At 47.9% G+C, this 26,623-nt stretch carries 24 protein-coding genes; 14 read left to right on the top strand and 10 right to left on the bottom strand.

Annotation, left to right across the window (positions count from 1 at the left end; genetic code table 11):
- The first annotated feature begins 88 nt into the window (after positions 1–88).
- Positions 89–970: a LysR family transcriptional regulator gene (locus MTO69_RS15290; protein WP_248335258.1), complete on the top strand. Its 882-nt coding sequence runs from the start codon at positions 89–91 to the stop codon at positions 968–970.
- 137 nt (positions 971–1,107) lie between these two features.
- On the opposite strand, the gene MTO69_RS15285 is transcribed toward MTO69_RS15290, so the two are convergent.
- Complete coding sequence (locus MTO69_RS15285) at positions 1,108–2,412, bottom strand: hemolysin family protein (protein WP_248335257.1); 1,305 nt, start codon at positions 2,410–2,412, stop codon at positions 1,108–1,110.
- 629 nt (positions 2,413–3,041) lie between these two features.
- On the opposite strand from MTO69_RS15285, the gene MTO69_RS15280 reads away from it, so the two are divergent.
- Complete coding sequence (locus MTO69_RS15280; protein ID WP_248335256.1) at positions 3,042–4,307, top strand: RidA family protein; 1,266 nt, start codon at positions 3,042–3,044, stop codon at positions 4,305–4,307.
- 72 nt (positions 4,308–4,379) lie between these two features.
- On the opposite strand, the gene proX is transcribed toward MTO69_RS15280, so the two are convergent.
- The 4 genes from proX to MTO69_RS15260 form a co-directional block, all read right to left on the bottom strand.
- Positions 4,380–5,387: a glycine betaine/L-proline ABC transporter substrate-binding protein ProX gene (proX, locus tag MTO69_RS15275; protein ID WP_248335255.1), complete on the bottom strand. Its 1,008-nt coding sequence runs from the start codon at positions 5,385–5,387 to the stop codon at positions 4,380–4,382.
- Positions 5,384–6,469, bottom strand: coding sequence for a glycine betaine/L-proline ABC transporter permease ProW (gene proW / locus MTO69_RS15270; RefSeq protein WP_248335254.1), 1,086 nt, complete (start codon positions 6,467–6,469; stop codon positions 5,384–5,386). Before proW ends, proX begins: the two co-directional genes overlap by 4 nt.
- Positions 6,470–6,473: 4 nt before the next feature.
- Positions 6,474–7,661, bottom strand: a complete 1,188-nt coding sequence (gene proV, locus MTO69_RS15265) for a glycine betaine/L-proline ABC transporter ATP-binding protein ProV (RefSeq protein ID WP_248335253.1) — start codon at positions 7,659–7,661, stop codon at positions 6,474–6,476.
- Positions 7,662–7,978: 317 nt separating this feature from the next.
- Positions 7,979–8,227: a hypothetical protein gene (locus MTO69_RS15260; RefSeq protein ID WP_248335252.1), complete on the bottom strand. Its 249-nt coding sequence runs from the start codon at positions 8,225–8,227 to the stop codon at positions 7,979–7,981.
- Between the two features lie 241 nt (positions 8,228–8,468).
- Between MTO69_RS15260 and MTO69_RS15255 the strand changes: the two genes are divergently transcribed.
- From MTO69_RS15255 to MTO69_RS15220, 8 genes are all read left to right on the top strand, one after another.
- Positions 8,469–9,113, top strand: a complete 645-nt coding sequence (locus MTO69_RS15255) for a hypothetical protein (RefSeq protein ID WP_248335646.1) — start codon at positions 8,469–8,471, stop codon at positions 9,111–9,113.
- A 9-nt stretch (positions 9,114–9,122) separates the two neighbouring features.
- Positions 9,123–9,806, top strand: a complete 684-nt coding sequence (locus tag MTO69_RS15250) for an ABC transporter ATP-binding protein (RefSeq protein WP_248335251.1) — start codon at positions 9,123–9,125, stop codon at positions 9,804–9,806.
- On the top strand, positions 9,794–11,053 hold the full coding sequence (locus tag MTO69_RS15245) for an ABC transporter permease (protein WP_248335250.1): 1,260 nt from the start codon (positions 9,794–9,796) through the stop codon (positions 11,051–11,053). The genes MTO69_RS15250 and MTO69_RS15245 overlap by 13 nt, the downstream gene beginning before the upstream one ends.
- The gene (locus tag MTO69_RS15240) at positions 11,046–11,798 is read left to right on the top strand and encodes an outer membrane lipoprotein-sorting protein (protein WP_248335249.1); all 753 of its coding nucleotides are present in this window, start codon (positions 11,046–11,048) and stop codon (positions 11,796–11,798) included. The genes MTO69_RS15245 and MTO69_RS15240 overlap by 8 nt, the downstream gene beginning before the upstream one ends.
- Positions 11,799–13,061 carry a hypothetical protein gene (locus tag MTO69_RS15235; protein ID WP_248335248.1) on the top strand — a complete coding sequence of 421 codons (1,263 nt, stop codon included), beginning with the start codon at positions 11,799–11,801 and terminating at the stop codon, positions 13,059–13,061.
- A complete protein-coding gene (locus MTO69_RS15230) occupies positions 13,061–14,095 on the top strand; it encodes a sensor histidine kinase (RefSeq protein ID WP_248335247.1) in 1,035 nt (344 codons plus the stop codon). The genes MTO69_RS15235 and MTO69_RS15230 overlap by 1 nt, the downstream gene beginning before the upstream one ends.
- Before the next feature lie 11 nt (positions 14,096–14,106).
- Complete coding sequence (locus tag MTO69_RS15225) at positions 14,107–14,898, top strand: LytR/AlgR family response regulator transcription factor (RefSeq protein WP_248335246.1); 792 nt, start codon at positions 14,107–14,109, stop codon at positions 14,896–14,898.
- Positions 14,899–14,979: 81 nt separating this feature from the next.
- Positions 14,980–15,606: a DsbA family protein gene (locus tag MTO69_RS15220; protein WP_248335245.1), complete on the top strand. Its 627-nt coding sequence runs from the start codon at positions 14,980–14,982 to the stop codon at positions 15,604–15,606.
- Positions 15,607–15,647: 41 nt separating this feature from the next.
- Here the strand turns inward: MTO69_RS15220 and MTO69_RS15215 are convergent, their stop codons facing one another.
- The gene (locus tag MTO69_RS15215; protein WP_248335244.1) at positions 15,648–17,420 is read right to left on the bottom strand and encodes an alpha-amylase family glycosyl hydrolase; all 1,773 of its coding nucleotides are present in this window, start codon (positions 17,418–17,420) and stop codon (positions 15,648–15,650) included.
- Positions 17,421–17,785: 365 nt separating this feature from the next.
- Here MTO69_RS15215 and MTO69_RS15210 point away from each other — a divergent pair, with 365 nt between their 5' ends.
- The gene (locus MTO69_RS15210) at positions 17,786–17,980 is read left to right on the top strand and encodes a hypothetical protein (RefSeq protein ID WP_248335243.1); all 195 of its coding nucleotides are present in this window, start codon (positions 17,786–17,788) and stop codon (positions 17,978–17,980) included.
- Between the two features lie 92 nt (positions 17,981–18,072).
- On the opposite strand, the gene MTO69_RS15205 is transcribed toward MTO69_RS15210, so the two are convergent.
- A complete protein-coding gene (locus tag MTO69_RS15205) occupies positions 18,073–18,951 on the bottom strand; it encodes a LysR family transcriptional regulator (protein WP_248335242.1) in 879 nt (292 codons plus the stop codon).
- 147 nt (positions 18,952–19,098) lie between these two features.
- Between MTO69_RS15205 and MTO69_RS15200 the strand changes: the two genes are divergently transcribed.
- Positions 19,099–19,857 carry an NAD-dependent epimerase/dehydratase family protein gene (locus MTO69_RS15200; protein WP_248335241.1) on the top strand — a complete coding sequence of 253 codons (759 nt, stop codon included), beginning with the start codon at positions 19,099–19,101 and terminating at the stop codon, positions 19,855–19,857.
- 256 nt (positions 19,858–20,113) lie between these two features.
- Positions 20,114–21,286, top strand: coding sequence for a helix-turn-helix transcriptional regulator (locus MTO69_RS15195; protein WP_248335240.1), 1,173 nt, complete (start codon positions 20,114–20,116; stop codon positions 21,284–21,286).
- A 53-nt stretch (positions 21,287–21,339) separates the two neighbouring features.
- On the opposite strand, the gene MTO69_RS15190 is transcribed toward MTO69_RS15195, so the two are convergent.
- The 3 genes from MTO69_RS15190 to MTO69_RS15180 all read right to left on the bottom strand — a co-directional run bounded on the left by MTO69_RS15190 (position 21,340) and on the right by MTO69_RS15180 (position 25,859).
- Complete coding sequence (locus MTO69_RS15190; protein WP_248335239.1) at positions 21,340–23,604, bottom strand: hypothetical protein; 2,265 nt, start codon at positions 23,602–23,604, stop codon at positions 21,340–21,342.
- 286 nt (positions 23,605–23,890) lie between these two features.
- Positions 23,891–24,784, bottom strand: coding sequence for a cation diffusion facilitator family transporter (locus tag MTO69_RS15185; protein ID WP_248335238.1), 894 nt, complete (start codon positions 24,782–24,784; stop codon positions 23,891–23,893).
- Between the two features lie 196 nt (positions 24,785–24,980).
- Positions 24,981–25,859, bottom strand: a complete 879-nt coding sequence (locus MTO69_RS15180) for a LysR family transcriptional regulator (RefSeq protein ID WP_248335237.1) — start codon at positions 25,857–25,859, stop codon at positions 24,981–24,983.
- A gap of 144 nt (positions 25,860–26,003) precedes the next feature.
- On the opposite strand from MTO69_RS15180, the gene MTO69_RS15175 reads away from it, so the two are divergent.
- Positions 26,004–26,582 carry a class I SAM-dependent DNA methyltransferase gene (locus MTO69_RS15175; protein ID WP_248335644.1) on the top strand — a complete coding sequence of 193 codons (579 nt, stop codon included), beginning with the start codon at positions 26,004–26,006 and terminating at the stop codon, positions 26,580–26,582.
- The last annotated feature ends 41 nt before the right edge of the window (positions 26,583–26,623 follow it).

The following is a 26,623-nucleotide window of genomic DNA, read 5'->3' as shown; positions in this document are numbered from 1 at the left end:
TCTGTTGCAAAAAATAGGTTATTTAACAAATGATATTTGTTATAAATGCAATAATTGAGGCGGGCAGTGAAGTAAGCGGTAGGTGAAAATGCGGACGAAATCGGATGATCTAGAAATTCTACTGGCTGTGGTCGATTGTGGCGGTTTTACGGCCGCGGCAGAGAACTTAGATCTACAGGTGGCGCGAGTGTCACGGGCAGTGAGCAAGGTGGAAAGCCAGCTTGGGGTGACGATATTAAACCGCACCACGCGACGAATCGAACTGACCGATGAGGGCCGACAATTTGTTGAGTCGGTTCGAATTGGCTTGATGCAGCTACAGCAAGCCGAAGATGACATTATCTCTCGCGGCGAACTACCTAAAGGGCGTTTGCGCGTAGATGCCGCTAGTCCATTTGTGTTTCATCAGCTCGTCCCGCTCGTGCAGCCGTTTAATCAAGCGTATCCGGATATTGAGTTGGAGTTAACCTCCAATGAAGGTTATGTCGATTTGCTAGAGAAGAAGACCGATATCGCAATTCGAATTGGCACATTAAATGATTCAACCTTGCATGCAAGGCCGCTCGGCAGAAGCTTGCTATACATTGTGGCTTCACCTGACTATCTCGCAAAGCGTGGCTTTCCAAATAAAAGCAGTGATCTCGCTCATCACGATACGATCGGATTTTCAATGCCAAAGACACTCAACGAGTGGCCTCTCAGGGGATTTGAACGCCTGACACCAACGCTGGTCTCAAGTAATGGCGAGACGGTGCGACAACTCGCACTGATGGGCAATGGGATAGCCTGTTTATCCGGGTTTATGGTGAAGAAAGACATAGCTGAGGGCAGATTAATTGCGTTGCTTGAAAGCGAAAAGATCAGCCCCTCCAACCGAGAGCAAATCAATGCGGTCTACTACAAGTCCTCTACTGTTGCCATGAGAATTTCGGCCTTCATCGACTTCATTCAACCGAAATTAGACCTGTAAATCATTAAAAGCGAGGCCCTACTGACCTCGCTTATAAGATTTCTACTCGATGTTTGGACAAACCGATGAATGTCATTGATAAAACGACATTCAAAGCACCTGAGAGGTTTTGTTTTTAGGTCAAGTTCTATGACTTGTTATTTATCGTCATTTCCATGCTCTACTCGAGTAACCAGTAATTGGTCCACCTTGTAGTCATCGATGTCAACCACCTCAAATTTGTAGCCAGAAAAGGTGACCGAGTCAGTGCGACGCGGGATTTTTTTCAACATAAACATCATAAAACCGGCTATGGTTTCGTAGTTTTGTGAGTGCGGTAACTCGTCTATTTGAAGCGTTCGCATCACATCGGTGATCGGTGTGACGCCATCGACCAACCAAGAGTGTTCATCACGGGCGACAATTTGCTCTTCACCTTCAGCCAACACCCAACTACCCATCACGGCGCTTTGTAAATCATTAAATGTGACAACGCCAAGCACGAGCGCATATTCGTTCATCACCACTGCGAAGTCGACTCGCTGGGTTTTAAAGTAGTCCAAGGCTTCGGATAAGCTCAAAGTGTCCGGGATGATCGGGCAAGTTTGCACCACACTGCTGCTTTTTAGATCCAGCGTCTGTTCATTGATTAACCGGATCAAGAGCTCGGTTGAATTGACATAGCCTTTTATCGCATCGAGTTGTCCATCGCACACGAGAAACTTGTGATGCGGGTTGTCGGCGATTTTACGTTTGAGCATGGTTTCATCGTCGCTAAGTGAAAGAAAGGCGATGTCTTCACGTGGCGTCATCGCGGAAGTCACAGGGATGGATTGCATTTGAAACACGCTTTCCATCATTTGCTGCTCGTTGGAATCGAGAACGCCAGCTTCTGCGCCGGCATCCATCACCGCGTAGATATCATCACTGGTAATGTCATCATTTCGCTCTGCTGGAACGCGCAATAGGCGGAAAATCAGTGTCGCCAAGCCGTTAAAGACCAGTACGATCGGCTTGAGAACCAAAATGCACACCAATAGCGGCTTAACCAGAGTTAAAGCAACGGTTTCTGGCATTGCCATCGCAATACGTTTCGGCATCAGGTCTGCAAACAGAATAAACAAGCTGGTGACTAAGGTAAAAGAGAGCACGAAGCTCGTCTGTGCAATCCACGTGGCTGGTAGCCAGTGGCTCAGTATGGCCGCAATATAAGGGGTAAATGCAGACTCCCCGACAATACCGCCCATGATAGCTACGGCGTTGAGACCGATTTGCACCACGGTAAAGAAGTTGCCTGGGTGGGTTTGTAGGCCAAGTACTAAAGTGGCTCGGTGATCGCCATCGTCTGCAAGTTGACGCAAACGAATCTTTCTCGCAGCGGCTAAAGAGATTTCTGACATCGAAAAAAAGCAACTGATTAAGATCAGCGCCATAATCACGGAAAGGTTTTCAAGTAGACTCATCGAGGCTATCCGAATAGAAAAGTTGCGCCATTCTAGCCACAACTGAGCATGAGGTTAGCAAAACTTCCACGAAATCATTTTGTCGTGACGATAAGCCCTCTAGCGCGTTGTTTGTTCGGTCTTTTTCCGATTTTCTGATCCATTAGTGGTCGATGACTCAATCCGGTGTGTTGCATTGTGTTTAATTTGGTTTGTCGCTTGTGTTTTCCCGGTTGCAAAGCTGTTATCGCCCGCGACTTTATGCAGCTATCTGGGTTTAACAAGCACGTAGTTTGAGTTGTTAGCTTCGTAATCGGCTCGTTACTGTGAGCGCATTATCAAATCTCGACAAAAGCATCTGGATTTACTGCTTGTTGCCGCGACATTAAATTCACTCGGCTTGGATGAATATGAGAGTGAACGATTTTCGGTGCGACTTGCTGCTTGGTTAAGGCAGATAATTAGTCGCTAACTGACTAAATATCCTTACTTTTATCACAAGTGGTAACGGAGCGAATTAGAGCTCTGTCACACTCGTTATCTAAGCTATCTCTTACTATCTCGCCACTCATCCAATAACCCGACCAAGACCTATCCGGCGTGTTAGCGCGTCTGGCGTCTTACAGAGAAACAAAAGGATAACTATTACAATGACTGGCGAAATCATCAAAGTATCGAGAAACACAGAGCTGGCGCCTATCTGCGCACAATCAACGCAAACAGTCGCATTTTCTCACTACAATAACTTTTCGGCGCAACTGCCCATCGACCCGAAAACCGGGGCGCTTGTGGTGGGCGACATTCAGGATCAAGCAAGACAATGTTTAACCAATATCAAAGCGATCGTCGAAAGTATTGACCATGTGATGGATGATGTGGTCAAGGTGACGATTTTTCTTAAAAACCTTGACCATTTAGCACAGGTTGACGAGGTCTATGCCAGTTTCTTTGATAACTTGTTACCCACTCGCACTGTGATTGAGGTTGCGGCGCTACCACACGGTGATGCGTTGGTGCAGATGGATGCACTGATCTCTAACGGCGAGGGCACTTACCCTCAGGCGCCCTGTGAACTTGTGAAGCTGTCACGAAACACCGAGCGAGCGCCTATTAGCGAACTGGCGACTCAAACGGTCGCGTTTTCTCACTACAATAACATTGGCGCCCAACTACCGGTTTGCCCAGAAAAAGGCGCAGTGGTAGATGGGGGCATTAAGGCGCAAACAGCGCAGTGTCTGCGTAACATCAAACAGATCATGGAAAGTATCGATGTGCCGTTTGACGATATTGTGAAAGCCAATGTCTATGTGACCGATTTGGCCCACATGGACGCGGTTAATGAGGTCTACACCACTTTCTTCCCTGACTCGTCAATTGCTCGCACTGTAGGATACATGCCTGCGCGCTCTGTGATTCAGGTGTCACGTCTGCCAATGGGTGCGCTAGTGCAAATCGATGTCTCTATCTCACACGGAGATGGCACACCGCCGCAAGAAGTGGAAGATCGCCATGGCATTGTGATTCGCGCCAACAACACCGACCAAGCGCCAGTTTGTCCACTGTCGACCCAAACCGTGGCCTTCTCTCACTACAATCACCTGACCGGTCAGCTACCGAGAGTGGCCAATAGCGATCAAGTCGTTGAGGGCGGCGTGGCAGAGCAAGCGACGCAGTGTTTGAGCAATATTAAAGCCATCATCGAAAGTATCGGCCATAAGATGGATGACATTGTTAAAGTAAATATCCAGTTGGTTGATATGGCCGATCTTGCGGCAGTGGAGCAAGTGTATCCTGAGTTCTTTAACCATGAACTTCCAGCGCGCACTGTGATTGGTGTAAGCCAAATTGCTTTGGGTGCGAAGGTGCAAATGGATGCGGTGCTTTCTAACGCCGAGGGCACGCCGCCGCAGCGTTAATCACTGTACATCTAGACGTGAAAAGGGAGCCGTGCAGGCTCCCTTGTTGTTTATTGCCGAATGGTCTCGAAACTAAAGCGCGGTTTGCTTGGCTTGTTCAACCCAAGAGTCAAACAGATCTTGGTTGGCTTTGATCCAACCGTTAACATGCGCTTCAATATCGGCTGAGCTATTTTTGCCTTCGCTCATCATCATATTTTGTGCACTGACGTCATTGATGTTGACTTTAATGATTTCAAACAGCTTGGCCGCTGCAGGGTTGTTCTCAGCAAACTCTTTGTTAGCCACAATGCGCATCGAGTTCATTTCGAAACCGTAGTTTTTGCCGTTAGACAACGTGGTATCAACGTTTTTACGTTCGCCCGGTAGCGCAGAGAATGGCACCTCTAGCCAAACCACGTCCTCACCCGGAACCAGTACGCCACTTACCCAGTACGGAGTCCAAGTGTAATACAAGATAGACTCGCCTTTGTTGTAGCGAGAAATCGTATCGGCGATGATCGCAGCGTAGTTACCTTGGTTATGGCTGACTGTGTCGCGCAGTTGGTATGCGTCGAGCTGTTCTTCAATCACTAATTCACAACCCCAGCCTGGGTTACAACCCGTCAGATCCGCTTTGCCATCATCATTGGCGTCGAACAGTTTCGCCAGTTTAGGATCTTTAAGCTGACCGATATTAGTGATGCCATACTTCTCAGCGGTTTTCTTATCGATCAAATAACCTTGTGCGGCACCTGAGATATACTGACCTTGGCGGAAAAATTTATCATCGCCGCCTGCCATGGTGTACTTATCGGCATGAAGCGGGAACCAACCAACCGCAAGGAACGTGGCATCCCCTTTGGCAATCGAAGTATAGCCGACGTTGTAGTCGACCTCTTTCGTAGGTTGAACCTCATAGCCAAGCTCTTCAAGAGCGCGATTCACGATCAGAGTCTGGAATGTCTCTTCAGCCACAGTGGACTGAACCGGTTGCACCGTAACACCTTCACCAGGAAGCTTAGATGCAGATACGCTTGCGGAAAGGGCGAGGGTTGAAAGGGCACTTAATGTCAGTGATTTCTTCCATGAGTTGTTCATTTAAGGTTCTCCTTAAGAGTTACTTGAGGTTTGTTCTGCTTAGCAAATTGTTTGGTGATAAGAGAAATAGGGCCTGTTTGATACCAACGCAGTTTGGTGTTACCTGCATTGGCTCCGAGCTCTTGGGTAATGCGATCAAGCAGTATGGCAAGGATAACGATACCCAAACCGCCGACCGCGGCGAGCCCCATATCTAGACGTCCGATACCACGCAACACCATTTGCCCTAAGCCGCCGACGGCGATCATCGAGGCAATCACTACCATAGAGAGTGACAGCATCAGGGTTTGGTTTACCCCAGCCATAATGGTTGGCAGCGCAAGTGGAAGCTGAATGCGGTACAACATCTGTTTACTGCTTGCGCCAAACGAATGGCCTGCTTCAATCAGCTCTTCTGGCACTTGCTGAATGCCCAAGATCGTCAAACGAACCACAGGCGGTAAGGCGAAGATAATGGTGACCACGACACCAGGGACGTTACCGATACCAAACAGCATCACAATGGGGACCAAATAGACAAATGCCGGTGTCGTCTGCATCGCATCTAAGATTGGCCGAACAAATTTTGCGGCGGTATTGCTGCGAGCAAGCCAGATACCAAGCGGTAGTCCAATCAGCAAGCAGAAAAATACCGATGTCATCACCAGTGCTAAGGTGGTCATTGCTTGTGACCAAGCACCAATGAGACCAATGAAGGTCAGTGACAGCACGGTAGCAACGCCAAGGCGTAAACTAGAGAACTGCCAAGCCAATAAGAATAGTAATACCAGCATCAAAGGAGCTGGAGTCGAGACTAGCGCCGTCTCGAACGAGGTGAGAATAAAATCGATTGGAACACGAATCGCCTGAAACACAGGACGCCCATGTTCGACTAACCAGTTAAGCCCTGATTCTACCCAAGTATCCAGCGGTAACACTGCATCTTGGAAAGGGTTCATGATATCGAATGGCGCTTGCTCGACAGACTCACTGGTCAGCCAATCGTTAGCCGAAGCACTGCTGTCAGTCGTTTGGCCCCAGGGATCAGTTTGTTGTGTGGTGGTCTGAGACCACGGATCGCTATTGGTTTGCTCTGATGACATAGTGCTATTCCTTATCTAAGGTTTGCAGTAATCGAGATTTGGTGACGACACCAAAGTAATTACCCTGTTGATCGACCACAGGGACCGAGTAGGGAACGTTGGCCACGGCGCCTAAAATATCGTTGATGGGCTGATCGGGCTCTAAGGTGATGCCATCTGCGAGTAAAGCACTGGTTAAGGAGCGATTTTCTTTGTGAGCGGCACGCAGAGAATCGACAGAAACGATACCGGAATAACGGCTGCTGCGATCAATGACGATGCCATATTCGCGGTCGTTATCCATAAGGATCTGCATCGCAGAGGCAGGACCGTCGTGCTCAGACTTCTTGAAGACTGCGGCAGGTTTCTTGCGTGCAATATCTTTCGCGGTCAAAACACTGGCGACGTTGACGCCTCGGAAGAAAGCGGCCACATAGTCGTTGGCGGGTTTGTGCAAGATTTCATCTGGTGTGCCAACTTGGACAACGGCGCCGTTTTGCATAATGGCAATTCGATCGCCAATGCGCATCGCCTCATCAAGATCGTGTGAGATAAACACAATGGTTCGCTTATCATCGTTTTGCAGCCGAATCAGCTCGTCTTGCATTTCAGTGCGGATCAATGGATCCAGTGCCGAAAAGGCTTCGTCCATTAGCAAAATATCTGGGTCACAAGCCAGCGCTCGAGCCAGACCAACCCGCTGTTTCATACCACCCGAAAGCTCGTCAGGAAAGGAGTCGCAATATGCCTCTAAGCCGACTCGTTCGAGCGCGTCAAAGGCAGCTTTGCGACGGGCGTCCGGGTCGATGCCTGCAAGCTCAAGCCCAAATGAGGCATTTTCAATCACTGTCATATGCGGCATCAGCGCGAAATTTTGAAACACCATAGAGATGTTGTTGCGGCGAACTTCTCGTAGCTCTTGGTCAGTGATGTGGGCGATATCTTTGCCCTTAAGAAACACGTTACCTTTGGTGGGCTCGATGAGGCGATTGAGTAGGCGAACAAGAGTGGATTTTCCTGAGCCAGAAAGGCCCATGATGACGAATATCTCACCTTCATTGATGCTTAGAGAGACATCATTAACACCTATGGTGAGTCCGGTTTTTTCAAAAACGGCGTCTTTGTCAGCGCCTTTTTCTATCATCTCAAAAGCGCGGTCAGTGTCGTCTCCAAACACCTTATACAGTCCCTTAACTTCCAGTATGGGATCCATGTTTTTTCCTTTTTTAGAGAGTGATTATCTTAAATATTGTTTAGAACTCTAATTAAATTTCAAGAATAGATCAAGGCATGGATATCTATGTGACGGCATATGCAAGGTATGACAGGAACCATGATTGTACCTTAAGGTGCTGATTTTATTTGCTTTTTGTGTTCTTAAAAAGGGGCGGCAAATGAGTTGCACCTGCAACTGAAAACTCGCTGGATGGGTTGTGAAGAGGGGGTTTTGCTTATGGTTTAAAAATTCGTATTCGAAGTATTTTCAGCGAGGTCAGAAGCCTCGCTGAGGCGGGGTTAGTACAAGGCTGATTAGTGTTTACGTTTTGGACCATGGCGAACAAGATCTTGACCGGTCTGAAACACCTCTTCGGTCACCCAGCGACCGAGTATCAGCTGATTATTGTCGTCCAGTACGGCGACAAATCGGCGCCCGTCGGAGTTGCTGGTCGCGAGTACTACCCCTGCGGCGTTATTGAGGCCTAATGCGCCGCTTTCAACCGCGACAAGAAAGGCTTCGAGTTCTTGTAAATCGGCAATGATTCTATCGTCATTAATCATAATTTCTCTCTAACAGTGGCGTTTGCTCGAATCAATATTATTCAGAGCGATAAATTTAGCGCTACTTTACCCAGCATAGTGAATAATTGCCACCAGTGTCGGAGTGAGATGGATATCCCTTAACCATTCACGCTCGAAATTGACCATTGACGCCAGATAACGACCTTTGGTCGCAAACTTCAGCGCAGGAATTTTGCTTTAAGTAATCTTTGCTTGTTCAATCAAGCAAGGGAATTACATGATGAAAAAGCCATGGTTAGCTTCACTGATTTGTCTCTCTGCACTTAGCGCAGGTCCACTCTTCGCAGCCCCTAGTGAGGCGTTGATCGCCGACTATAATCTCGCGGCACAAGGCGATGCAGACAAAGTCACCCAAGTCTATCAACAGTTAACAGCGCAAATTGAAGCGCAAGGCACAGACGCCCTCAGTCTGGTTTATCTAGGCAGCACCCAAACGTTAATGGGTCGTGATGCTTGGATGCCTTGGAACAAAATGAAATACACTGAACAAGGGTTGGCCACCATTAGCAAAGGGTTGGATCTCCTTGCCTCTCAACCGATTGCACTGGAGAAGCAAGCGAGAATTCAAGGGTTGCCAGAGTCACTGTTAGCTCGTTCGATTGCCGCCTCTACTTTTACTTCTCTGCCAGACATGTTCAATCATTTTGAGCGCGGGTATGACCTATTCCTTGATCTACTCCATGAGCCAAGTTTTACCCAGCAACCGATTGAAGCCACCTCATGGGTCTATCTCTACGCAGTTAAAGCGGCGCTTAAGGCGGGAGATAAGGCGCAAGGCGAAGCTTGGGTCGAGCATCTACAGCGCTTGTATCCACAGCATACGGTCGTTGCTCAAGCGCAAGCCTTGTTGCGCGATGCGGCTTAGGAGTCCGTTATGATCGAATTTAATCACATCAGTAAGACCTATCGCTTAGGTGAGCAAAGGGTTAATGCCCTCACTGAAGTGGGCGGCGCGATTGAGAAAGGGGAGATGGTCGCTTTGTGTGGTCCTTCTGGCTCAGGCAAGAGTACGTTGCTCAACATCTTAGGTCTGCTTGATATGGAGTATCAAGGCAGCATCAGTTTAGCCGGTCAGGCATATCCAAAACAGGCTTTGCAGGCGGCCAAAATGCGCCGTCATCAACTTGGGTTTGTTTTTCAGAGATTTAACCTGATTCCTGTGATGACAGCCTGGGAGAATGTCGCTTATCCGTTGATGTTAAACGGTTATTCGCTGGCGGATCAAAAGCGCATGGCGCTCGATATCCTTGATAATGTCGGCTTGGCTGACTTGGCGTTTCACCGACCTGACAATCTATCCGGTGGCCAACAGCAGCGAGTTGCTATTGCAAGAGCGCTAGTACACAAGCCGCAATTAGTGATTGCTGATGAGCCGACGGCGAGTCTCGACAGCCATACCGCGTCGATTGTTATCGATATGATGAAGCAGCTAGGGCATCAATTAAACACCACGTTTATTGTTGCCACCCACGATCCGCGCATGGCGCTGCAATGTGACCGCTCGGTCGAACTGTGCGATGGTCAAATCAATCAGGAGGCAGTGAAATGGGCAAGTTGATTCCGCTGACAATACGTGTCGCGTACTTAAATCTGCATCGAAATCGCCGCCGCAGTTTGCTGTCGATATTGATTATCGCCATCGCGATATTTGCGCTTACCTCCGCTGGTGGTTTCGGTCTCTATACCTACCAATCGCTCAAAGAATCAACGGCGCGTGATACTGGCCATTTAACCATTAGCCAGCCAGGCTTTTTTGAGCAAGATGAGGAGATGCCACTGGCCAATGGATTGGCAGATGCCCCAGCCATCGTTAAGCAGTTGCTCGCCAATGAGGCGGTGCGAGGGGTTCAGCCGAGAATTGATTTCACCGGGCTGGTTTCAAATGGCAATAAATCAACGATTTTCGTCGGTATTGGGGTCAATGAGCGCGAATTTGATATGAAAGGGCCGTTTCTTGATGTTCGCCAAGGAAAGACGCTATCCAGCATCCACTCTTCGCGTTACGACCCAGCGGAGCCAGAAGTGGTGTTAGGCGTTGATCTGGCGCGAAATCTCAATGTGCAGCCAGGCGATTGGGTGACCTTACTCGCAACAACAAGCGACGGCGCACTGAACGCTTATGACTACAAAGTTCGCGGCATCTATTCGACTGGCGTCCCAGAGCTCGACAAACGTCAGTTGTATCTGCATATCGATTCGGCGCAGCAACTGCTGTCGAGTAATAAAGTCAGCACCCTGTCGGTATTTCTATTTGATACCGAACAAACGGAGCGCATGCAGCGCTGGGTAGAAGCGCAGTTGAACCAACTGACATTGGCACAAGATGTTGAGGTGACGCCATGGCAGGAAAGAGCCTTTTTCTACAATAAGGTCAAAGACTTATACGATCGAATTTTTGGCATAATGGGCGCGGTGATGGCTTTGGTGGTGTTTGTTGCGCTGTTTAATACTATGACCATGTCGGTGACTGAACGAACCCGGGAAATCGGCACCTTGTCGGCGCTGGGAACCTATCCTAGTGAAATCGTTGCCAGTTTTGTGCGTGAATCTGCGTTGCTGGCGTTGATTGGGGCGGCGTTGGGCGGTCTGCTTAGCTTAGCGACCAGCTTGCTGTTAATGGTGGTTGAGATTGAAATGCCACCACCGCCTGGAAGAACCGAGGGGTACCCGCTCAATATTTACTTCTCTCCCGAACTCCTATTAGTCACCACGCTGGGCGTGATGGCGATTTGTGTCGTTGCGGCTTGGCTATCGGCATCAAAAGGAGTGAAGAAACCCATCACGGAGGCACTGATCTATGTTTAACAAACTGTTTGCGGTACTGATTTCTTATATGGCAATGACCTCAATCGTCGCGGCGCAAGATGTCACCACTATGGTCAAAAATGCCGATCAATTTCGTCTAGATAGCCAGTCTGCCAAGGTAGTCTCTTTAGTTCGTTTGTTTGAGAACGATCAACTCGACAAAACACGCCAATACAACGTTTATACCCGTGAGAATCGCGAATCTTTGGTGATCTTCAAATCGCCAGTGGAGGCCGGGCAGAAGATGCTCATGTTGGGCGACAACTATTGGTTAGTAATGCCGAAGAGTCGTCGTCCGATACGGATTACGCCGATGCAGAAATTGCTCGGCGAGGCCTCAGTGGGCGATATCTCTACGTTAACTTGGAGCGAGGATTATCAAGCAAGCTGGGTATCGAACGAGACCATTGAGTCTGACTTGCAATCGGTAAACACCAACCGACTGCGTTTGAGTGCGAATACATCGGGTGCAAGTTACGAAGCGATAGATTTATGGTTGGACGCCAAGGATGACTTTCCGATCAAAGCCGATCTCTATTTGCGCTCTGGTAAACTCGCCAAACAGGCTTGGTTTACCCGCGGCGAGCGAGACGGACAAGCCCGCGTGACCGAAATGACCTTGTTAGATCAGATCCAACCGGCGAAAAAAACCGTGATTGAGTATCAGGCGATCACGCCACAAGCCCTCGATGACAAATACTACAACCCCGCTTACTTAGTGCGAAATGCACTTTCGGAGTTATAAATGAGTTGGCGTGCTTTGGGATTATTGGCCTTGCTGGTGAGTTGCTTTTCTCATGCCGAACTGAGCTTTGATTGGGACTACACGATAAGTTCTCAAGCGCAGGCTCATCGCGATTCGCAGTTGCTTGGGCCCAAGGCTCGCTCAAGTACTGAGCAAGTTGACGCCCTCCTCGATGTTGAAGTACAAGGCTATGATCTGACGGGGTTGTTCGCCGCTAAGGGCAATCGAATCTATAGCTCTGATTCCAGTCAATCGTTCGATGCTGAACTGATTGTTCAGGAGCTGTTTTGGCAGTCGAGTCAGCAAGTCGGCGATATGCCGATTGACCTGACGCTCGGCAAGGTGAGGTTGGATTGGGGAGTCGGTTATGGTTACCGACCGTTAGACTTATTTAAACCTTATCGTCGCAATCCGGTCGGAATTCAAGTGGAAGAGGGCGTAGGCAGCGCGATGGCGTCTTACTTTGACTCGGCTGGTGAGTGGGGCCTAGTTTACACTGATTCGAGTTGGAGCCAACAAAGCGCGACCACCCTCGAGCAGGCAGCGCAGCAGCAAGGGGTCGGCTTGCGCCGATATTGGATGCAAGGCGACAATGAATGGCAAGGCATCGCTTACTATGATGATGTGCGCCATGGTTTACTTGGCGGTTCACTAGTCACGGTAGTTGACTCAGCTTGGGCGTGGCACGCTTCCGCTGTCTATCAGCGCCGATACTTAACCTTTGTCCAGTCATCAGCGGCGCCGACCGAGTTAACCAGTGCCACATCGGGCTTTCAGGCGCTACTCGGACTAAACTGGGCCAATGCGATGGGCAACAACATTATTGTCGAGTATTGGTATGACAACCGCAGTTGGAGTAAGCAACAGTGGGATTTTGCGTTTCAACAACGCACTAAATTATCTTCAAACCCGGGCACAGCGCCAATGGCAGCTAGCTATGCTAATGGCCTAACCCACGCCAACCTCGTCCAACACAATTTGATGTTTCACTGGTCGCTGGATTCGAGTAGTTGGAGTCAGTGGTCGTGGTCGCAAAATATGCTGTGGCTCAATGACTTTTCACCGACGATTGACCTACTGTACGCACCTGAGGACAACGGCGTGATAGCGACGCAGTGGCTCAAGTACACACTGCACGACAGTGGCAAAGTGTCCTTCCTAGCAGAACTTGCGGCGCGTTTTATGACGGGAAGCAAACAGTCGCTATATGCAAACTTACCTGATAAGCGTATGATTTTTCTTAATCTAAGAGGAAAGTTTTGATGAGTGAATACGCCCCAACATGGAAAACGACGACGAAAAGTTTAGCCTACACGACGCTGTTTTGTATTGTCATCGCGTTTGTTACTCAGAGTATTTGGCCGGATCCCTATCTAGAACATTTGGTCATTAGCTTAGGCTATGGCTACAGTTCCGTGCTTTGCTCGGTCGTGATCTGCTTTTTTAATCCAACAATGCCAAGGCGTTTGACCAACATCTTTTCTGTGTTGGGTGCAATGGTGTTTGGCTCGATCAATGCCTATTATTGGCTGCGCAGTTACGATCATTTTGACGATTGGAACCACATGAAGCCAGTTATTGCACTTGGTTTTGTGTTTACCGTTACCTGTTTTTACTACTTCTATACTCATGAACAGAAGTTACTTGCACAACAAGAGCTCGAGAAGTCAAAACGCATTCAATCCGAGCAGGAAAAGACGCTATTAACTAGCCAACTTCGTCAGTTGCAAAGCCAAATTGAACCCCATTTCCTATTTAACACACTGGCTAATGTCAATGCCTTGATTGGCCAAGATCCGCAAGCGGCACAGCGTATGCTTGAAAAGCTCACCGAGCTGCTTAGAGGGACGTTAAACAATAGTCGCCAAACAGAATCCACCCTGCAAGCAGAGCTAGACTTGGTTGATGCTTATCTGGCGATTCAGAAAATTCGCCTCGGCGATCGACTCAGTTACCAAATCGACAACACCGTTGAACATTCTGTCAGCTTTGCGCCCTTGTTGTTGCAACCTTTAGTGGAAAACGCCATCTTGCATGGGGTAGAGCCTAAAGTTGACGGTGCCGAGTTGACGATAAGGGTCGAACAACAACAAGACCAACTCTTAGTTGAAGTGAATGACACTGGAGTAGGGCTTAATTCAAACCAGCCCAAGAAAGGTAATGGCGTGGGCTTGAATAATGTACGACAGAGGCTAGAGGCTTTGTATGATGGCCATGCCAAGCTCTCAATCCAACAGAATAGCAGCGGCGGAGTATGTGCCTGCCTCACTATCCCGTTACAGCAACTCAACAGTTAAAAGGATATTGAATGTTGAAGCATGAGTGGAGCGCAGTGATTGCCGATGATGAGCCCCTGCTGCGTCACCATTTGAACAAACTCTTGGCCGACCATTGGCCAGAGCTTGAGATCAAAGGGCTGGCGAAAAATGGTCAAGAAGCTCTGCTCTTGATTGAGCAACATCAACCGGACGTGGTGTTTTTGGACATCAAAATGCCACTGTTGGATGGGATGTCGGTTGCTAAGGCCTTAACCAAGCAGGGCCGCAACCAGCAAATCGTGTTTGTGACCGCTTATGATGAATACGCGCTGCAAGCGTTTGAGGCCAATGCGGTGGATTATCTGCTTAAACCGATCAGTGATCATCGTTTAGCGCAGTGCATCGACAAGCTCAAAGCGCGGCTCAAGCCACAAGCTGATTCTCAGCCTGTGGATGTGGCGGCCTTGATGCAGCAGTTGCAGCAAATCCAACGTGAACCCACACCAAACTATCTAACATGGCTAAAGGCCGCCAAAGGAGAAGATATTCACCTCATCTCGGTAGATGATGTGCGCTACTTCAAAGCAGAAGATAAATACGTGTCGCTGTTTACGCTCGAACAGGGCAAAAAAGTTGAATATTTGCTGCGAACCTCGTTAAAAGAGCTGATGCAGCAACTGGATCCGAATCAGTTTTGGCAAATTCATCGTTCGACCATAGTCAACGTGGCGGCGATTGAAAAAGTGAACAAGATCATTACTGGCAAAATGGTGGTCGTGATTGGCAGTGACAAACTGCCGGTAAGCCGAGCAATGCAAAGCCAGTTTACTAACCTGTGGTAAGGTGAAATGCGTAGGTGCCAACAATATGACCAGCTATAGGGCAATTGAAACCCATCGCAACAAATGGAGTGAGTAAGCCGCATGTCTATTCATCAAACCAATACGCTTTACTATGTGTACGATCCTATGTGCTCTTGGTGCTGGGGGTATAAGCCCGTTTGGCAGCAAATACACGACGCATTAAGTGATAAAATCGAGATTCAGTATCTGCTTGGAGGTTTAGCCCCCGACTCAGATGTGCCAATGCCAGAGTCAATGCAACAGCAAATCGCCGCTTACTGGAAGAAGATAGAAGCGTATCTCGGTACTTCGTTCAATTATGATTTTTGGACACAAAACACACCGCGAAGATCAACCTATCCCGCCTGTCGCGCCATTCTTGCCGCACGTAAACAAGGCGCAGAGAAGATGATGCTCGATGCGATTCAGCAGGCATACTACCTGCAAGCGCGCAACCCGAGCGATGCCGAGGTATTGCTCGATTTGGCCAAGCAACTCGGGATCAACTTTGAGCAGTTTGCTGAGGATTTCTCATCGCCCGAGCTCAACCAAGCGTTGCTAGAAGAAATCGAATTTGCTCGACGCATTGGAGGTAACAGCTTTCCATCTCTGTTTGTGCAAACGCCGCAAGGTTTGGTCGAACTACCTATCGATTATCAGTCGGCACAACGCACGATTAATCAGGTTGAAGCCTTGATTGCCAGATGAATGCAGTGGCCGAGGCGAAACAGCATCGCTCGGCCACACTGTTAGCGTTTTAAAGAGAGGAATCGACACGCCAGCGGTGGCAAGTCGAGAGTCATGCTTCCTTGTTGCTCGTTGACCACTAGCGTGACGGTTTGCTCGCTAAGTCTATCAGTTAAAGTATAGTGACCAGAGCTAAGCGTCCAATGGCTGATAAGCGTCTCGGGAATGGTCAAAGACACCGTTTTCCCCAATTCACTACTGAAATTGGTCGCGATAAGCACAATCTCATCTTTATCTGAACGAGCAAAAGCGTACAACTTGTGCTGTAGCTCGGCGAAATTTGCATAGTTGGCCGCGTAGAGGTCGTGGTATTCACCCGTCAGGGCTGAACTGTTTAACGTCGCATTAAGCAGCTTTTTATAGAAGCGTCGAAGTTGCTGCTCTTGCTCGCTCAAAAGTCCGCCATCGTAATGGCCATGATTGACCCAGCGTTGGTGCGCAGGCACGCCAATGTAATCAAAAATAGAGGTTCGGCTCGGCTGACCAAAACCGGCCATCTCACATGCTGCCTCGCCGACCTCTTGGCCAAAATAGATCATGGTGGGCGAGCTCGACAAACACGCCGATACAAGCATAGCAGGCAACGCTTTTTCTGCGCAGCCAGCGAACTCAGGGCTGGCAATCCGTTGCTCGTCATGATTTTCTAAAAAGTGCAGCAGGTGATGTTCAATATCTCGTCGCTGATACTCAATACGACCAATGTCGCTGGTTGAGCCTTGTCCACGAATCACCGCCTTGAGATGGTCATAAAGGTCCACTTTGTCATACAGATAGTTCATCTTCCCCAACTGAATATAGTCGCGGTAAAGTTCGGGCTGATAAACCTCTGCAATCAAGATAGCCTCAGGGTTGGCGTGCTTGATTGACGAGTTTAAATAGCTCCAAAACTCCACCGGCACCATCTCGGCCATATCAAAACGAAAACCGTCGACACCAAGCTGTAACCAATACTGCGCAATATCGCGAAATTTTAGCCACGAGTTGGGCACGCGTTTATCTTGCCAAAACTGATAATGTTCAGCGGCGCTGCGCTCACGGTAGTGCTCTGGTAGTGAGTCAAAATCTTTACTGCCGTCGGGGCGAATGCCGTAATTGATCTTAACGGTTTCGTACCAATCATCGTGATTGGGTTTGGCTAATCGTGAGCCGTTGCCCGTCCATTTGGCGGGAAACTCTTGATACGGGACTGCCAAGTCAGGATGCTGTTCTCCGCCAAGTGGAGGGTTGCTGCTGAGCGCGTCTGGAAGCGCGAACTCTTGGCCTGGGATATAGTAGAAGTTGTTGTCTCTGTGATACTCAACGCTGCAATCGTCATCGCAACCAAAATCACGTACTCCCGGCGGGTTGTTCAGCCCTTTATAAACGCGAGCAACGTGGTTAGGCACAATATCAATGATGACCTTCATACCCGCTTTATGAGTGCGTTTAACAAGCGCCTCAAACTCTTGATTGCGCTTGGCGGGATCGTCAGCAAGATCGGGGTTAACCGAATAATAGTCTTTGACTGCGTAGGGCGAGCCAGCTCGTCCTTTGACCACACTGGGGTGGTCGTTATCAATCCCATATTGGCGGTAATCGCCGACCAACGCATGGTGTGGAACGCCGGTGTACCAAATACAGGTAATGCCTAACTGGCGGATTTGCGCCAAGGCTTGATCGGTAAAGTCACTAAACTTTCCGACCCCGTTTTGCTCGATGGTTCCCCAAGGTATTTGGGCTTGTTGAGTATTGCCAAATAACCGAGTAAAAACCTGATAAATATTCTCTTTCTTCATTAACTAGCACCACTAGAAACCTTGAACAATAGCCTAGACCATGCGGGGATTAAGCAACTCATCCCCTACTGATCAGAGTAGGGGCGTAGAGAGTAAATTTGTGAAACGCTGCATAAACCCAATCACACTGGTCAATCAAGCTCATTGAGTGGTTGCCAGTTAAAGGGAGAAAAATGTTCGTAGCAGTTCACAAAACTTAACTTTCTGGAGCGGCTTGCATTCGTCATCTTGAGGCTAAATCGTATGTATTTTCATAGAGTTGTCATCACGCTGTCACAATAACTCGGCTTGGCGCAAAGTTTGACAGAGAGCCTGCGTTTTCTACGCTTAGTAGTGAGTAAACGTCAGATGAAAAGGAGAACAGAATGGCGAAATTCCAACAAGACATTCCAAATCGCGTGACCGTCTATCATGACGATATTGACCAGGAGAAAGCGCTGAAAAATGCCATGTTGCCGGAGAAGCCGCGTTATTTTAATGGCTCTCCCACTTACGAGGCAAACAGCGTCGATGAGTTTAAAGATAAACTGAGTCAAATTGGCATGTCATTGGATAACTAACCAACCCTAGTCAACAGCAAAGGCAGCGAAAACGCTGCCTTTATTGTATTTGGTGACCGATAGAGTAGGGTTGCATTGAGAATGACCGAGCCTTATTTTGGCTTCTTGTCTAACGCCGCACGGCGAATTTCTTCAACCAACACTTGAACTGCGTCATTTGATGTCTGCTGTTTTGCACACATAAGTCTTAATGAACACGTCAGAGTCGGCGACACCGGTTGGCGACTCACCAGCTGTTGCCAATCGTCAGGGAAGGCCAGTCCCGGGACAAGCGAATCACCATAGCCTGAAGCTACAACAGAAAATAGCGCGGCAGAGTCCGATACCGTGGTTTTAACTACCAGTTGCTGATCGTATTGGTCAAACAGGTCACGGATAAACAGTTCGCATCCCGAGGATAGAGCAATGATTGGCTTGTTATTCAGATGAGTTAACGCCACGTGCGTATCTTTCGAGTGTCGATAGCGAGTGATGTAATAGAACTCATCATCAAATAGCAGCTCGCTGGCCGATGGTTCCATATTGTAGGCGATGCCGATGTCTGCGAGCCCGATATTGACCCAATTCTCAACTTCTTGATCTGTACCTACCAGTAGATTTATCTCTATTTTCGGGTGGGCTTTTTGTACCGAGGCCAAGACCGGAGCGAGAATCTGCTTCGAAACACAATTGATGGCGGCAATCGTCACAGTTCCGGTTAATGCCGAGGATGAAAGCTTCAAGATATTGTCTATGGCTTCCAGAGCAATTATCGCAGATTCACTGGCAGCCATACCGATGTCAGTGAGGGATATCCCCCTTGGCAGCCTGACGACAACTGGCGCCTCTAGTGTTCTCTCCAAGGCTTTAACGGTATGACTGACCGCTGATTGTGTAACGTGCAACTGCTCTGCGGTACGGCTAATACTGCCTGTCTCGCGCAGTGACTTGAGCGTTTTGAGCATCATCACATTGATATTAGCAGTATTCATGTTGCTATGAACTTATATCATTTTATTCATATCTCAATGCTAATTACTCTAATCACAAATAGAAAGCGCCAACCTCAAAAAAGGCAATATCAAAGTCGTTGCCGTTTGTATTGAGCAGAAAAGAGTATCGAATAAGGAAGAAGATAAATGTTGAAAACCATATTGATTACAGGTGCAAATGGAAGAATAGGGCAAGCGTTGGTGAAGTATCTCGACGCGAATCGTCCGGACTATCGGCTAGTACTCGCAGACCTAACCGTGACAGAAACGCGAGGCGTTAAACTTGATGTCAGCGACTTAGCTGCGACTCGTTCGTTGTTCAAACAAAAGCAGATTGATGTTGTTGTTCACTTAGCCGGACTGGCGTGCCCAGATACGCCGTTTGAGTCTTTGCTGCCGACCAACATTGTAGGCACATACAATGTTTTTCAAAGCGCGTACGAAAGTGGCGTTGAACGAGTCGTGTTCGCCAGTAGCGCCCAAACCATAGAGGGCTACGAACTTGATGTACAGGTAAAAGAGGATATGCCGACACGTCCGAAAAACCTGTATGGGGTCAGCAAAGTGTTTGGTGAAGCTCTGGGGGCATATTATGCATACCAAAAACAGCTGGAAGTGATTGCAGTAAGAATCGGTGCGTTCGAGTATCAGCAAGATTGGCAGCGTTTGAGCGCAAGGGATTTAAGTGCATGGAGTGAACCACAAGATCTATGCTCACTGCTGGTTAACGGTTTGGAGTCGGAGTTAAAAGACGACCCATTTGTTATTGCCCACGGAATTTCCAACAATCGATTTAAGAGACTTGCGCTCAATCACACCAAGAGCGTGTTAGGTTACGACCCTAAAGCCGACGCATTCGACGTTTGGCACGCTGGCTTGACCGACACCAGTGAGGCTAAGCAATGAACTTAGGCATGATTCTGTCTCATCGTTACGAAGAGCAAGCATCGACATCAGGACGGAGAAGAAATACGCAGCATTCTCACTTTTGCTACAGCAGTTGCACACAGCTAATGTGAGATTACTCAACTAGGTGATGTTAAACGTAATGCATTTTATGGTTAGTATGATGTTACAAGGAAGGTCGCGTGGTTATCTGTCCATCTTACTTAGATAAACGACGTAACCGCACATTAAACACAGGGGTTACGACTAAGAGACTATGTTAGAAAAACAGGACAACGACAGGCTGTATCGCTTTAGCGATTTGATTGAGTTGCTTTACTTAGCACCAACTCATTCTCAAGGTTTTCAACCTTTTTTGGAGCTTTTAGTTCATGAGTTCCAACTTTGTGATGCGGTACTGCATATTCAGAATACGATGAACAAGATCACCGAGGGGGCCTGGCTCGCTGGTCCTAAGAGCGATGCACTAATCCACAGTGTTGAGAACAATATAGAAAAGGGCAATTATATTTATGACTATCTTGTTCAGGCGCCTCCTCGCCGTTTTTATACCCTATTGAACGATATTGGTCGTCGCGATCCAGAGCAGCTCTCAGAGCATGAGCTAATGGTCGAGCAATGGTTTGAACAACATGGATTTTTGGACGCGTCGTCGGCCATAATTGGTCGGCTTGAGAATCGTATCGCCATGCTTACAGTACATCGTGATAAGCACCAGCGTGTGTTCTCTGCTGATGATGTGATGATTCTTAACGAGCTTGTGCCGCATGTTCAGCGAGCTTTCACTCTCTATCAACAGTTCAAAGACGTGCGTAATGAAACGTCCAACTTAAACAGTTTGGTCGCTCAACTGCCCCATGGAGCACTACTTTATGACAGTAAAGGTGAAGTCATCTGTGTCAATCAAAAGGCGATTGAACTTGGTGAGCTCCATTCTGAATTAGAGGTGTCGCCTAAGCGTTTTTCGATTAAAAACATTTCGGTCAAACGGGATTTCATTTCGAATTTGTATAAAATGATAGAACGCGACCACACAAGCAATGAAACGTGTCGGGTTACGCACTTGAACAACAAACAGTCTCAGCTGACCATTCTTCTTGCTCCAATTGGTATTAAAAGTAACGGGCCGTTTAACGAGCATCTCAAAGAGTATGAAGTAGGAGTGATCGTTTACCTCTATGATCGGCAACATCCCATCTATGTAAACCCTGACTTTCTCAAAGCGATCTTTGGTTTAACTGAGACAGAAGGAAAAATCTGTGAGTTACTGGTCGCCGGCTACAATCGAAATGAAATTGCCACGATCTTGGAGCGGTCAGAGTACACCATCAAGGACCACTTAAAGTCTATTTTTGTCAAGACAGGTTGTCACTCGCAGACAGACTTGATTGCGACCTTACTGTCGAGCCCGATTTACTGTGCTCTCTAACGTAGACAATGCAAGCCTTGCGACTTGCATTGTTTGGCGTTCTTGATGGTTGCTTAAGGAGTTGAGCTCACTACTTGTGTATCAAACTCGATATCAACGACTTCAAATCGGTTGTCGATCGTATAGCTCTTAGCGCTGTCAAATATCGAGACATCAACGAGAATGTCAACGATGTTTACATCGCGATCGCGCTCAAACTGTTCGACTTTATCGATCAAGGTTTGCGTTCTAAGTAGAGCCGTTGGCTCTCTTGATCTCTCTAAGTCGAATAGAAAGTTGTCTTGAAGTTCGTCATCTGCCCAATACCTTACATTGAACTGAAACTCATAGACAAAGGATCCATCGTCTCCGTCGGCTGAATCGATAGAGAGTTGAAGCCAGTTCTCGTTAAGCCGTTCGACAGAGAAACTCTCACTCGTAAGTGACGGAAAGTCGACCCGTTCACCACCGAAATAGTCATAGACGTAAGAGGTCTCATCATCTGTGTTCGTCACCGAATAACGATAAGTACCTATTTTCATTTCAGCGTTCGCGCTATCGCCTTGAAAAAAGGCATCAAGAAAGATGAAACCATCTTCACTGTCGAGCTGGTGGTCGAGGTTATAGCCTTGTTGAGGAGCAAGTTCAGCATCTTTGCCAAGCTCGGTAAAGATGGAGTCGTCGACCGTGACATCCAATACCGATTCATAGCTTGCTGAATCTGGATCAAAGTATTCAATCGCAACGGATTTTATCGACTGAATCAGTTCGTCGCCTTGCTTTATTGCAGCAGGTATCGCATTAAATTGAAAGGTAAAACGGCTTTTGTCCTCACCGTCACTGGCGTAGTGCGTATTGCGCAAGTAAGTGCGAACAAAATCAATATGTTCATCGGTTGCTGAAGCGCTTATGCGCGTTTTAAATAGCTCTCTAATGTAGTTGCTATCTCGATGATTGACGCCATCTGACTCTTTCACTAGCAAAGTATCGGCCGATTCGGCTCTGGCAATACTTGGGACCCAAGCGATATTTCTACCTTTCTCGATACGTCCTGTGTAGAGCAGAGTCTCTTGAATGTCGAACAACTGAGCTTGGTAATAGAGCTCATCATCCTCCACCGGGAAGGAGAGCAAAGCTTCGTCGTCCGGTTTCTCAAACCAAGTGATTCCAGCCGAGAGCAAGGCGTCTGGGTAGGGTTGCAAACCCGTCACGACTTGATAGTCATCCACAAACAGCACCACACTCTTATCACCTTTAGTGATGGAGTAAGTGTAACGACCATCAACCAAGGATCCTTGTGGTAATTCCTTGGCAAACGCTACTTGTCCATCAAAGTCGAGATCGAGTTCGGTTCGGTCTTCGGCAGTAAAGGTAAACACGTCGCCATTGCTGTGTGACACCGAGATAGTCTGCTGGCTGTCGAAGTTGGCTTGATCAACGTCAAGTTTAACGGTGAGATGCTCGGTAATATTGCCGTCGATATCCTGATACTGATAAACACCACCGCTTAATGCTTTGTTAAACGCCAGCGCTGAGCGGATTTGTTCGACCCTTTCTGAGGGAGTGATGTCCTTCACTTCGTTTTGCCATTCCGTTGACTTGGACTGCGCGATTGCGTCGGCGTCAAAACCTTCTAACTCAGCCAGACTCGCGAGCTCTGAAATCGAGTCAATAACAGAGTGTGTTGCCACGATCAGTTCTGATTGGTCGATATCGCCACTTTGGTTACCGCTATTAAATGTCGTGAGGTGTTGACCAAGTTTGCGTGCCACCAACTGGGCGGTGTTGTGGACTTTCTCATAACTGGCGGTATCTTGAGACCCACTTTGTGCAGCGATAAAATCAGCATATAAATCAACATTATCAGATACACCCAGTTGCATGCGAAGTGTTCTTGCACTCGTTGCCAATGACTCATTCGAATAGTCTTTTGCTTGCAACGCGAGTAGGGTGGTAATAGGGCTAATGAAATCGTATTTGCCCGGAGGTGACACCAAGGTGTAAGCGTCAGTTACATAGTCATTGGTATCTAAATCATAGACATCAGGTGTGACGATGGCGATGATCGGGTATTGGTTCGCGATTTCGTCAGAGACATCTAACGAGAACTCACCATCACGTGTTGATATTGTTGATGGCTCGTTGGCATCGCACACCATGTTTGCGTTGATATCCAAACAAATCGTTGCCCCAGATAGATAGCCATCCGCAACGCGCCCTGTTAACGGAGCAGATTGGTCTTGATTACTTGGTGGTGTGCTAGAAGACTGGCCACTGCCGTCGTTACAGCCCGATAGCACCAATAAAGCCAGTGTGGTTAGTGTGAGCTTGTGCATCATTCATTCCTTTGAAGGTATTGTTCTAATGTTGATTGAGCAACGCCCAGCAGTTGAGTGAGTCAGTCTGTTGGGCATAGCTCGCATATCAGCTTATCTATCAACAAAGGTTTTTCATCCCCCACATTTGGGGGATATACAGGGCATCTAAGTTTGTTTACAACGGCAGTGTATTGGAGTCGATGTGACTAGGCATTCTTCAAAGGCGACAAGCTTTTGAACAAAGAAAAGCCCGGAGAATATCCGGGCTCAATAAGACGATGTCGTTGAATCTGAGGGTGTTGCCAGCTTAATGAGCAATATTCATCGTTAGGTTAAGGTCGAGCGACAACTTAGAGAGTTTGTCTTTGAGAATTCGGCGCGTTTTCTCAAGCTCGGCCACTTTTAACTGTTGATCGATTGGGCGCACGTCGAGTTTAACGCGCAGCTCACGTCCTACTTTGGTGACCCCTGCCAGCTCAAGCTGCGGTGATACCTGCTCAGCCAGCGCTGACACTTCTTTATCCACCGCTCGGCATATATCTTCGGCTGGCTTCATCATCAATAACTCGCGTAGGGCATCGCGCAGCATCTCAAAAGGCACCTTGATAAAGTAGAACGACATGGCGATCATCATCATTGGGTCGGCGTACACCGAGTAATGTGCCAATGGAGACAGAGTCAGCAACCATGCCGCGATAAAACCGAGAGTGACCGCAACGCTTAATAGGGTGTCCATTTGCCACTGTTTGGCTTCAGCTTCGATCAGACCAGATGAAAAACGTTTAGACTTATTAGCAATATGCCACCAAGCGTAACCACAACCCAATACATTAATCACGCCGAACAGTGTCGCGATACTGGCGTCTACTTCACGGCCGCCATTGAACACAGCAATAACCGCTGAATGCAGTGAATAGCCCACAATGGCGAGGATCACAGCCCCTTTAATCACGATAACAATTGGCTCAAGAACGGATTTACCAAAAGGAAACTCACGGCGAGAAGGGCGTTCGATAAACTTTGATACCGCGAGCGACAATAATGTTAACAGCAAACTGACTAATGAGTAGACGCCATCAAACACAATCACTAGTGAGCCAACGAGCATACCTAGAATCAAACCACCGCCAGCAAAGCCAGATGCCAGCAAAGCTGAGAAGGTTAGAATACGTTTTTCGTTTAGGCTTGTCCTAGCACACATGATGAAATCTCTACAAGAAACACCCTTATAGTGTTCTCAAAATCGGCTAATTAAACAAACACTATTGGTATGGGAAACGGGTTCAATCTGACCTTATCTATTTATTTTTATTATTTATCAATGGTTTAATGATTAATTCTGGTGTCATTTATCTTGACACTGAGTGACGCGTGGTGAAAAACAAGCCGGATTTTAGTTAGAAGTCGAAAAGATATTCGTTGAGTTTATCTGCAAGCCACGACATGCCCGGGTGCTCAGACATACCCGCGGCGGTGAACATACAGTAATCTTCTTGAGTCAAACCATAGGTATGTTTGATCACTGCCAGATCTTGTTTGCGCAGTAGGTGGCGAATCAGCGGTTCGGGTAGGACGCCCCACGCATCTTCGTTGAGAATGGTATTGAGCATGTAATCAAAGCTGGAAAATCCGATATAACGCAGTGAGAAGGGTTGCAGCTCTGGGTTGTCTTTCTCGTTAAGATAGACCATCACCGCTTGCATCGAATTACGTAAGTCATCGTCGGATACGCGGCGCAATTTGGCGAGGGGATTACTGGCACGACATACCGACATCATGCGAATTTTGCCGAGCGGCTGATAGGTGATGTGTGGATCGTCGATACGCTCATAGTCGACGCCAAAAGCGAAGTCGACTTGTGCTGTTGCCACTAAGTTGGCCAAATCCCCACTGGATGCCAACACAATATTAAACGATGTGGCTGGAAAGCGATTATTGAGTCGATGTGACAAATCTTGCCACAACTCATCTGGGAGAGAGTCGTCGCGAGCAATCCAGATTTCGGCGTTAAACTCACCCGAGACTTGGGCACAAGTTTGACGAATACGCGCGGCGGTCACCAGCAAATTTTGGCAATCTTTGTAGATGGCTTTGCCCGCTTCTGAAAGCATAAGGTTATTGCCACTGCGCACGAACAGCTCAACCGCGAGGTCTTTTTCTAACGCTTTGATTGCCATACTTAATTTAGTACGGTTGCATTCTAATTGACGAGCTGCCTCTGAAACAGAGCCCAAGTCGGCGACAGTACAAAAGGCTTCAATTTGCGATAAGTTCATCTTTTAAACAATTGGCTGAGTCTTTGGCCGATATTATATCAATCTTAGGCGGTTGTCTGTTTTCCTCACTGAAATGCTATGAATTTCATGCAGTTTTGGTACTCTTGCTCAACGCCTAATGAATGTAGTTACAGGGAGATCATGATGGCTAATAGTTGGGACGATGTCGCGCAAAGCTGGGACTCGGAAGCCTCCACACATATATACGCGGACAAAGCCTTTGAATCCTTGCTAAAGTTCGTTGATGTGAAAGGAAAGCACATCTTAGATTTTGGTTGTGGAACGGGATTGCTCAGCCAGCGATTGTCACCCATGGTAAAAGATATTGTCGCCCTTGACAGCTCCGAAGCCATGATCGAACAGCTTGACATGAAAGAGCTACCCAATGTCGAGCCCGTCGTCGATATGCTCACACGAGGTTTGGTTGCGATGCATCCGGCATTTCGCGCTCAATTCGATGTGGTCGTCGCTTCATCCGTATGTAGCTTTGTCCCCAGTTATTCTGAGGTCGCCGATATCGTTTACAGTCTGCTTAATGAGGGTGGCTACTTCGTTCATTGGGACTGGTTATCCGATGTCGATGAGCCAGGCGGCATGACCATCGCTCATACCGAACAGGTACTGACCAGTGTCGGCTTTAGTCAGGTAGAGGTATTGACGCCTTTCGAGATAGACACGCCACATGGCTCGCTCACGGTACTCATGGCGCTGGCCAAAAAATAGAGAATCACACAACAGAAAGCCCGGTTTCAACACCGGGCTTT

It is taken from the genome of Vibrio sinaloensis (assembly GCF_023195835.1).
Lineage (GTDB): Bacteria > Pseudomonadota > Gammaproteobacteria > Enterobacterales > Vibrionaceae > Vibrio > Vibrio sinaloensis_C.
Note: the sequence above shows the minus strand (reverse complement) of the source record. Positions and strands in the feature narration are given on the sequence as shown.

Bases quoted from the DNA above. Each gene is read 5' to 3' on its own strand.
- MTO69_RS15290 (WP_248335258.1), top strand. From the start codon at position 89: ATGCGGACGAAATCGGATGATCTAGAAATTCTACTGGCTGTGGTCGAT.
- MTO69_RS15285 (WP_248335257.1), bottom strand. From the start codon at position 2,412: ATGAGTCTACTTGAAAACCTTTCCGTGATTATGGCGCTGATCTTAATC.
- MTO69_RS15280 (WP_248335256.1), top strand. From the start codon at position 3,042: ATGACTGGCGAAATCATCAAAGTATCGAGAAACACAGAGCTGGCGCCT.
- proX (WP_248335255.1), bottom strand. From the start codon at position 5,387: ATGAACAACTCATGGAAGAAATCACTGACATTAAGTGCCCTTTCAACC.
- proW (WP_248335254.1), bottom strand. From the start codon at position 6,469: ATGTCATCAGAGCAAACCAATAGCGATCCGTGGTCTCAGACCACCACA.
- proV (WP_248335253.1), bottom strand. From the start codon at position 7,661: ATGGATCCCATACTGGAAGTTAAGGGACTGTATAAGGTGTTTGGAGAC.
- MTO69_RS15260 (WP_248335252.1), bottom strand. From the start codon at position 8,227: ATGATTAATGACGATAGAATCATTGCCGATTTACAAGAACTCGAAGCC.
- MTO69_RS15255 (WP_248335646.1), top strand. From the start codon at position 8,469: ATGAAAAAGCCATGGTTAGCTTCACTGATTTGTCTCTCTGCACTTAGC.
- MTO69_RS15250 (WP_248335251.1), top strand. From the start codon at position 9,123: ATGATCGAATTTAATCACATCAGTAAGACCTATCGCTTAGGTGAGCAA.
- MTO69_RS15245 (WP_248335250.1), top strand. From the start codon at position 9,794: ATGGGCAAGTTGATTCCGCTGACAATACGTGTCGCGTACTTAAATCTG.
- MTO69_RS15240 (WP_248335249.1), top strand. From the start codon at position 11,046: ATGTTTAACAAACTGTTTGCGGTACTGATTTCTTATATGGCAATGACC.
- MTO69_RS15235 (WP_248335248.1), top strand. From the start codon at position 11,799: ATGAGTTGGCGTGCTTTGGGATTATTGGCCTTGCTGGTGAGTTGCTTT.
- MTO69_RS15230 (WP_248335247.1), top strand. From the start codon at position 13,061: ATGAGTGAATACGCCCCAACATGGAAAACGACGACGAAAAGTTTAGCC.
- MTO69_RS15225 (WP_248335246.1), top strand. From the start codon at position 14,107: ATGTTGAAGCATGAGTGGAGCGCAGTGATTGCCGATGATGAGCCCCTG.
- MTO69_RS15220 (WP_248335245.1), top strand. From the start codon at position 14,980: ATGTCTATTCATCAAACCAATACGCTTTACTATGTGTACGATCCTATG.
- MTO69_RS15215 (WP_248335244.1), bottom strand. From the start codon at position 17,420: ATGAAGAAAGAGAATATTTATCAGGTTTTTACTCGGTTATTTGGCAAT.
- MTO69_RS15210 (WP_248335243.1), top strand. From the start codon at position 17,786: ATGGCGAAATTCCAACAAGACATTCCAAATCGCGTGACCGTCTATCAT.
- MTO69_RS15205 (WP_248335242.1), bottom strand. From the start codon at position 18,951: ATGAATACTGCTAATATCAATGTGATGATGCTCAAAACGCTCAAGTCA.
- MTO69_RS15200 (WP_248335241.1), top strand. From the start codon at position 19,099: ATGTTGAAAACCATATTGATTACAGGTGCAAATGGAAGAATAGGGCAA.
- MTO69_RS15195 (WP_248335240.1), top strand. From the start codon at position 20,114: ATGTTAGAAAAACAGGACAACGACAGGCTGTATCGCTTTAGCGATTTG.
- MTO69_RS15190 (WP_248335239.1), bottom strand. From the start codon at position 23,604: ATGATGCACAAGCTCACACTAACCACACTGGCTTTATTGGTGCTATCG.
- MTO69_RS15185 (WP_248335238.1), bottom strand. From the start codon at position 24,784: ATGTGTGCTAGGACAAGCCTAAACGAAAAACGTATTCTAACCTTCTCA.
- MTO69_RS15180 (WP_248335237.1), bottom strand. From the start codon at position 25,859: ATGAACTTATCGCAAATTGAAGCCTTTTGTACTGTCGCCGACTTGGGC.
- MTO69_RS15175 (WP_248335644.1), top strand. From the start codon at position 26,004: ATGGCTAATAGTTGGGACGATGTCGCGCAAAGCTGGGACTCGGAAGCC.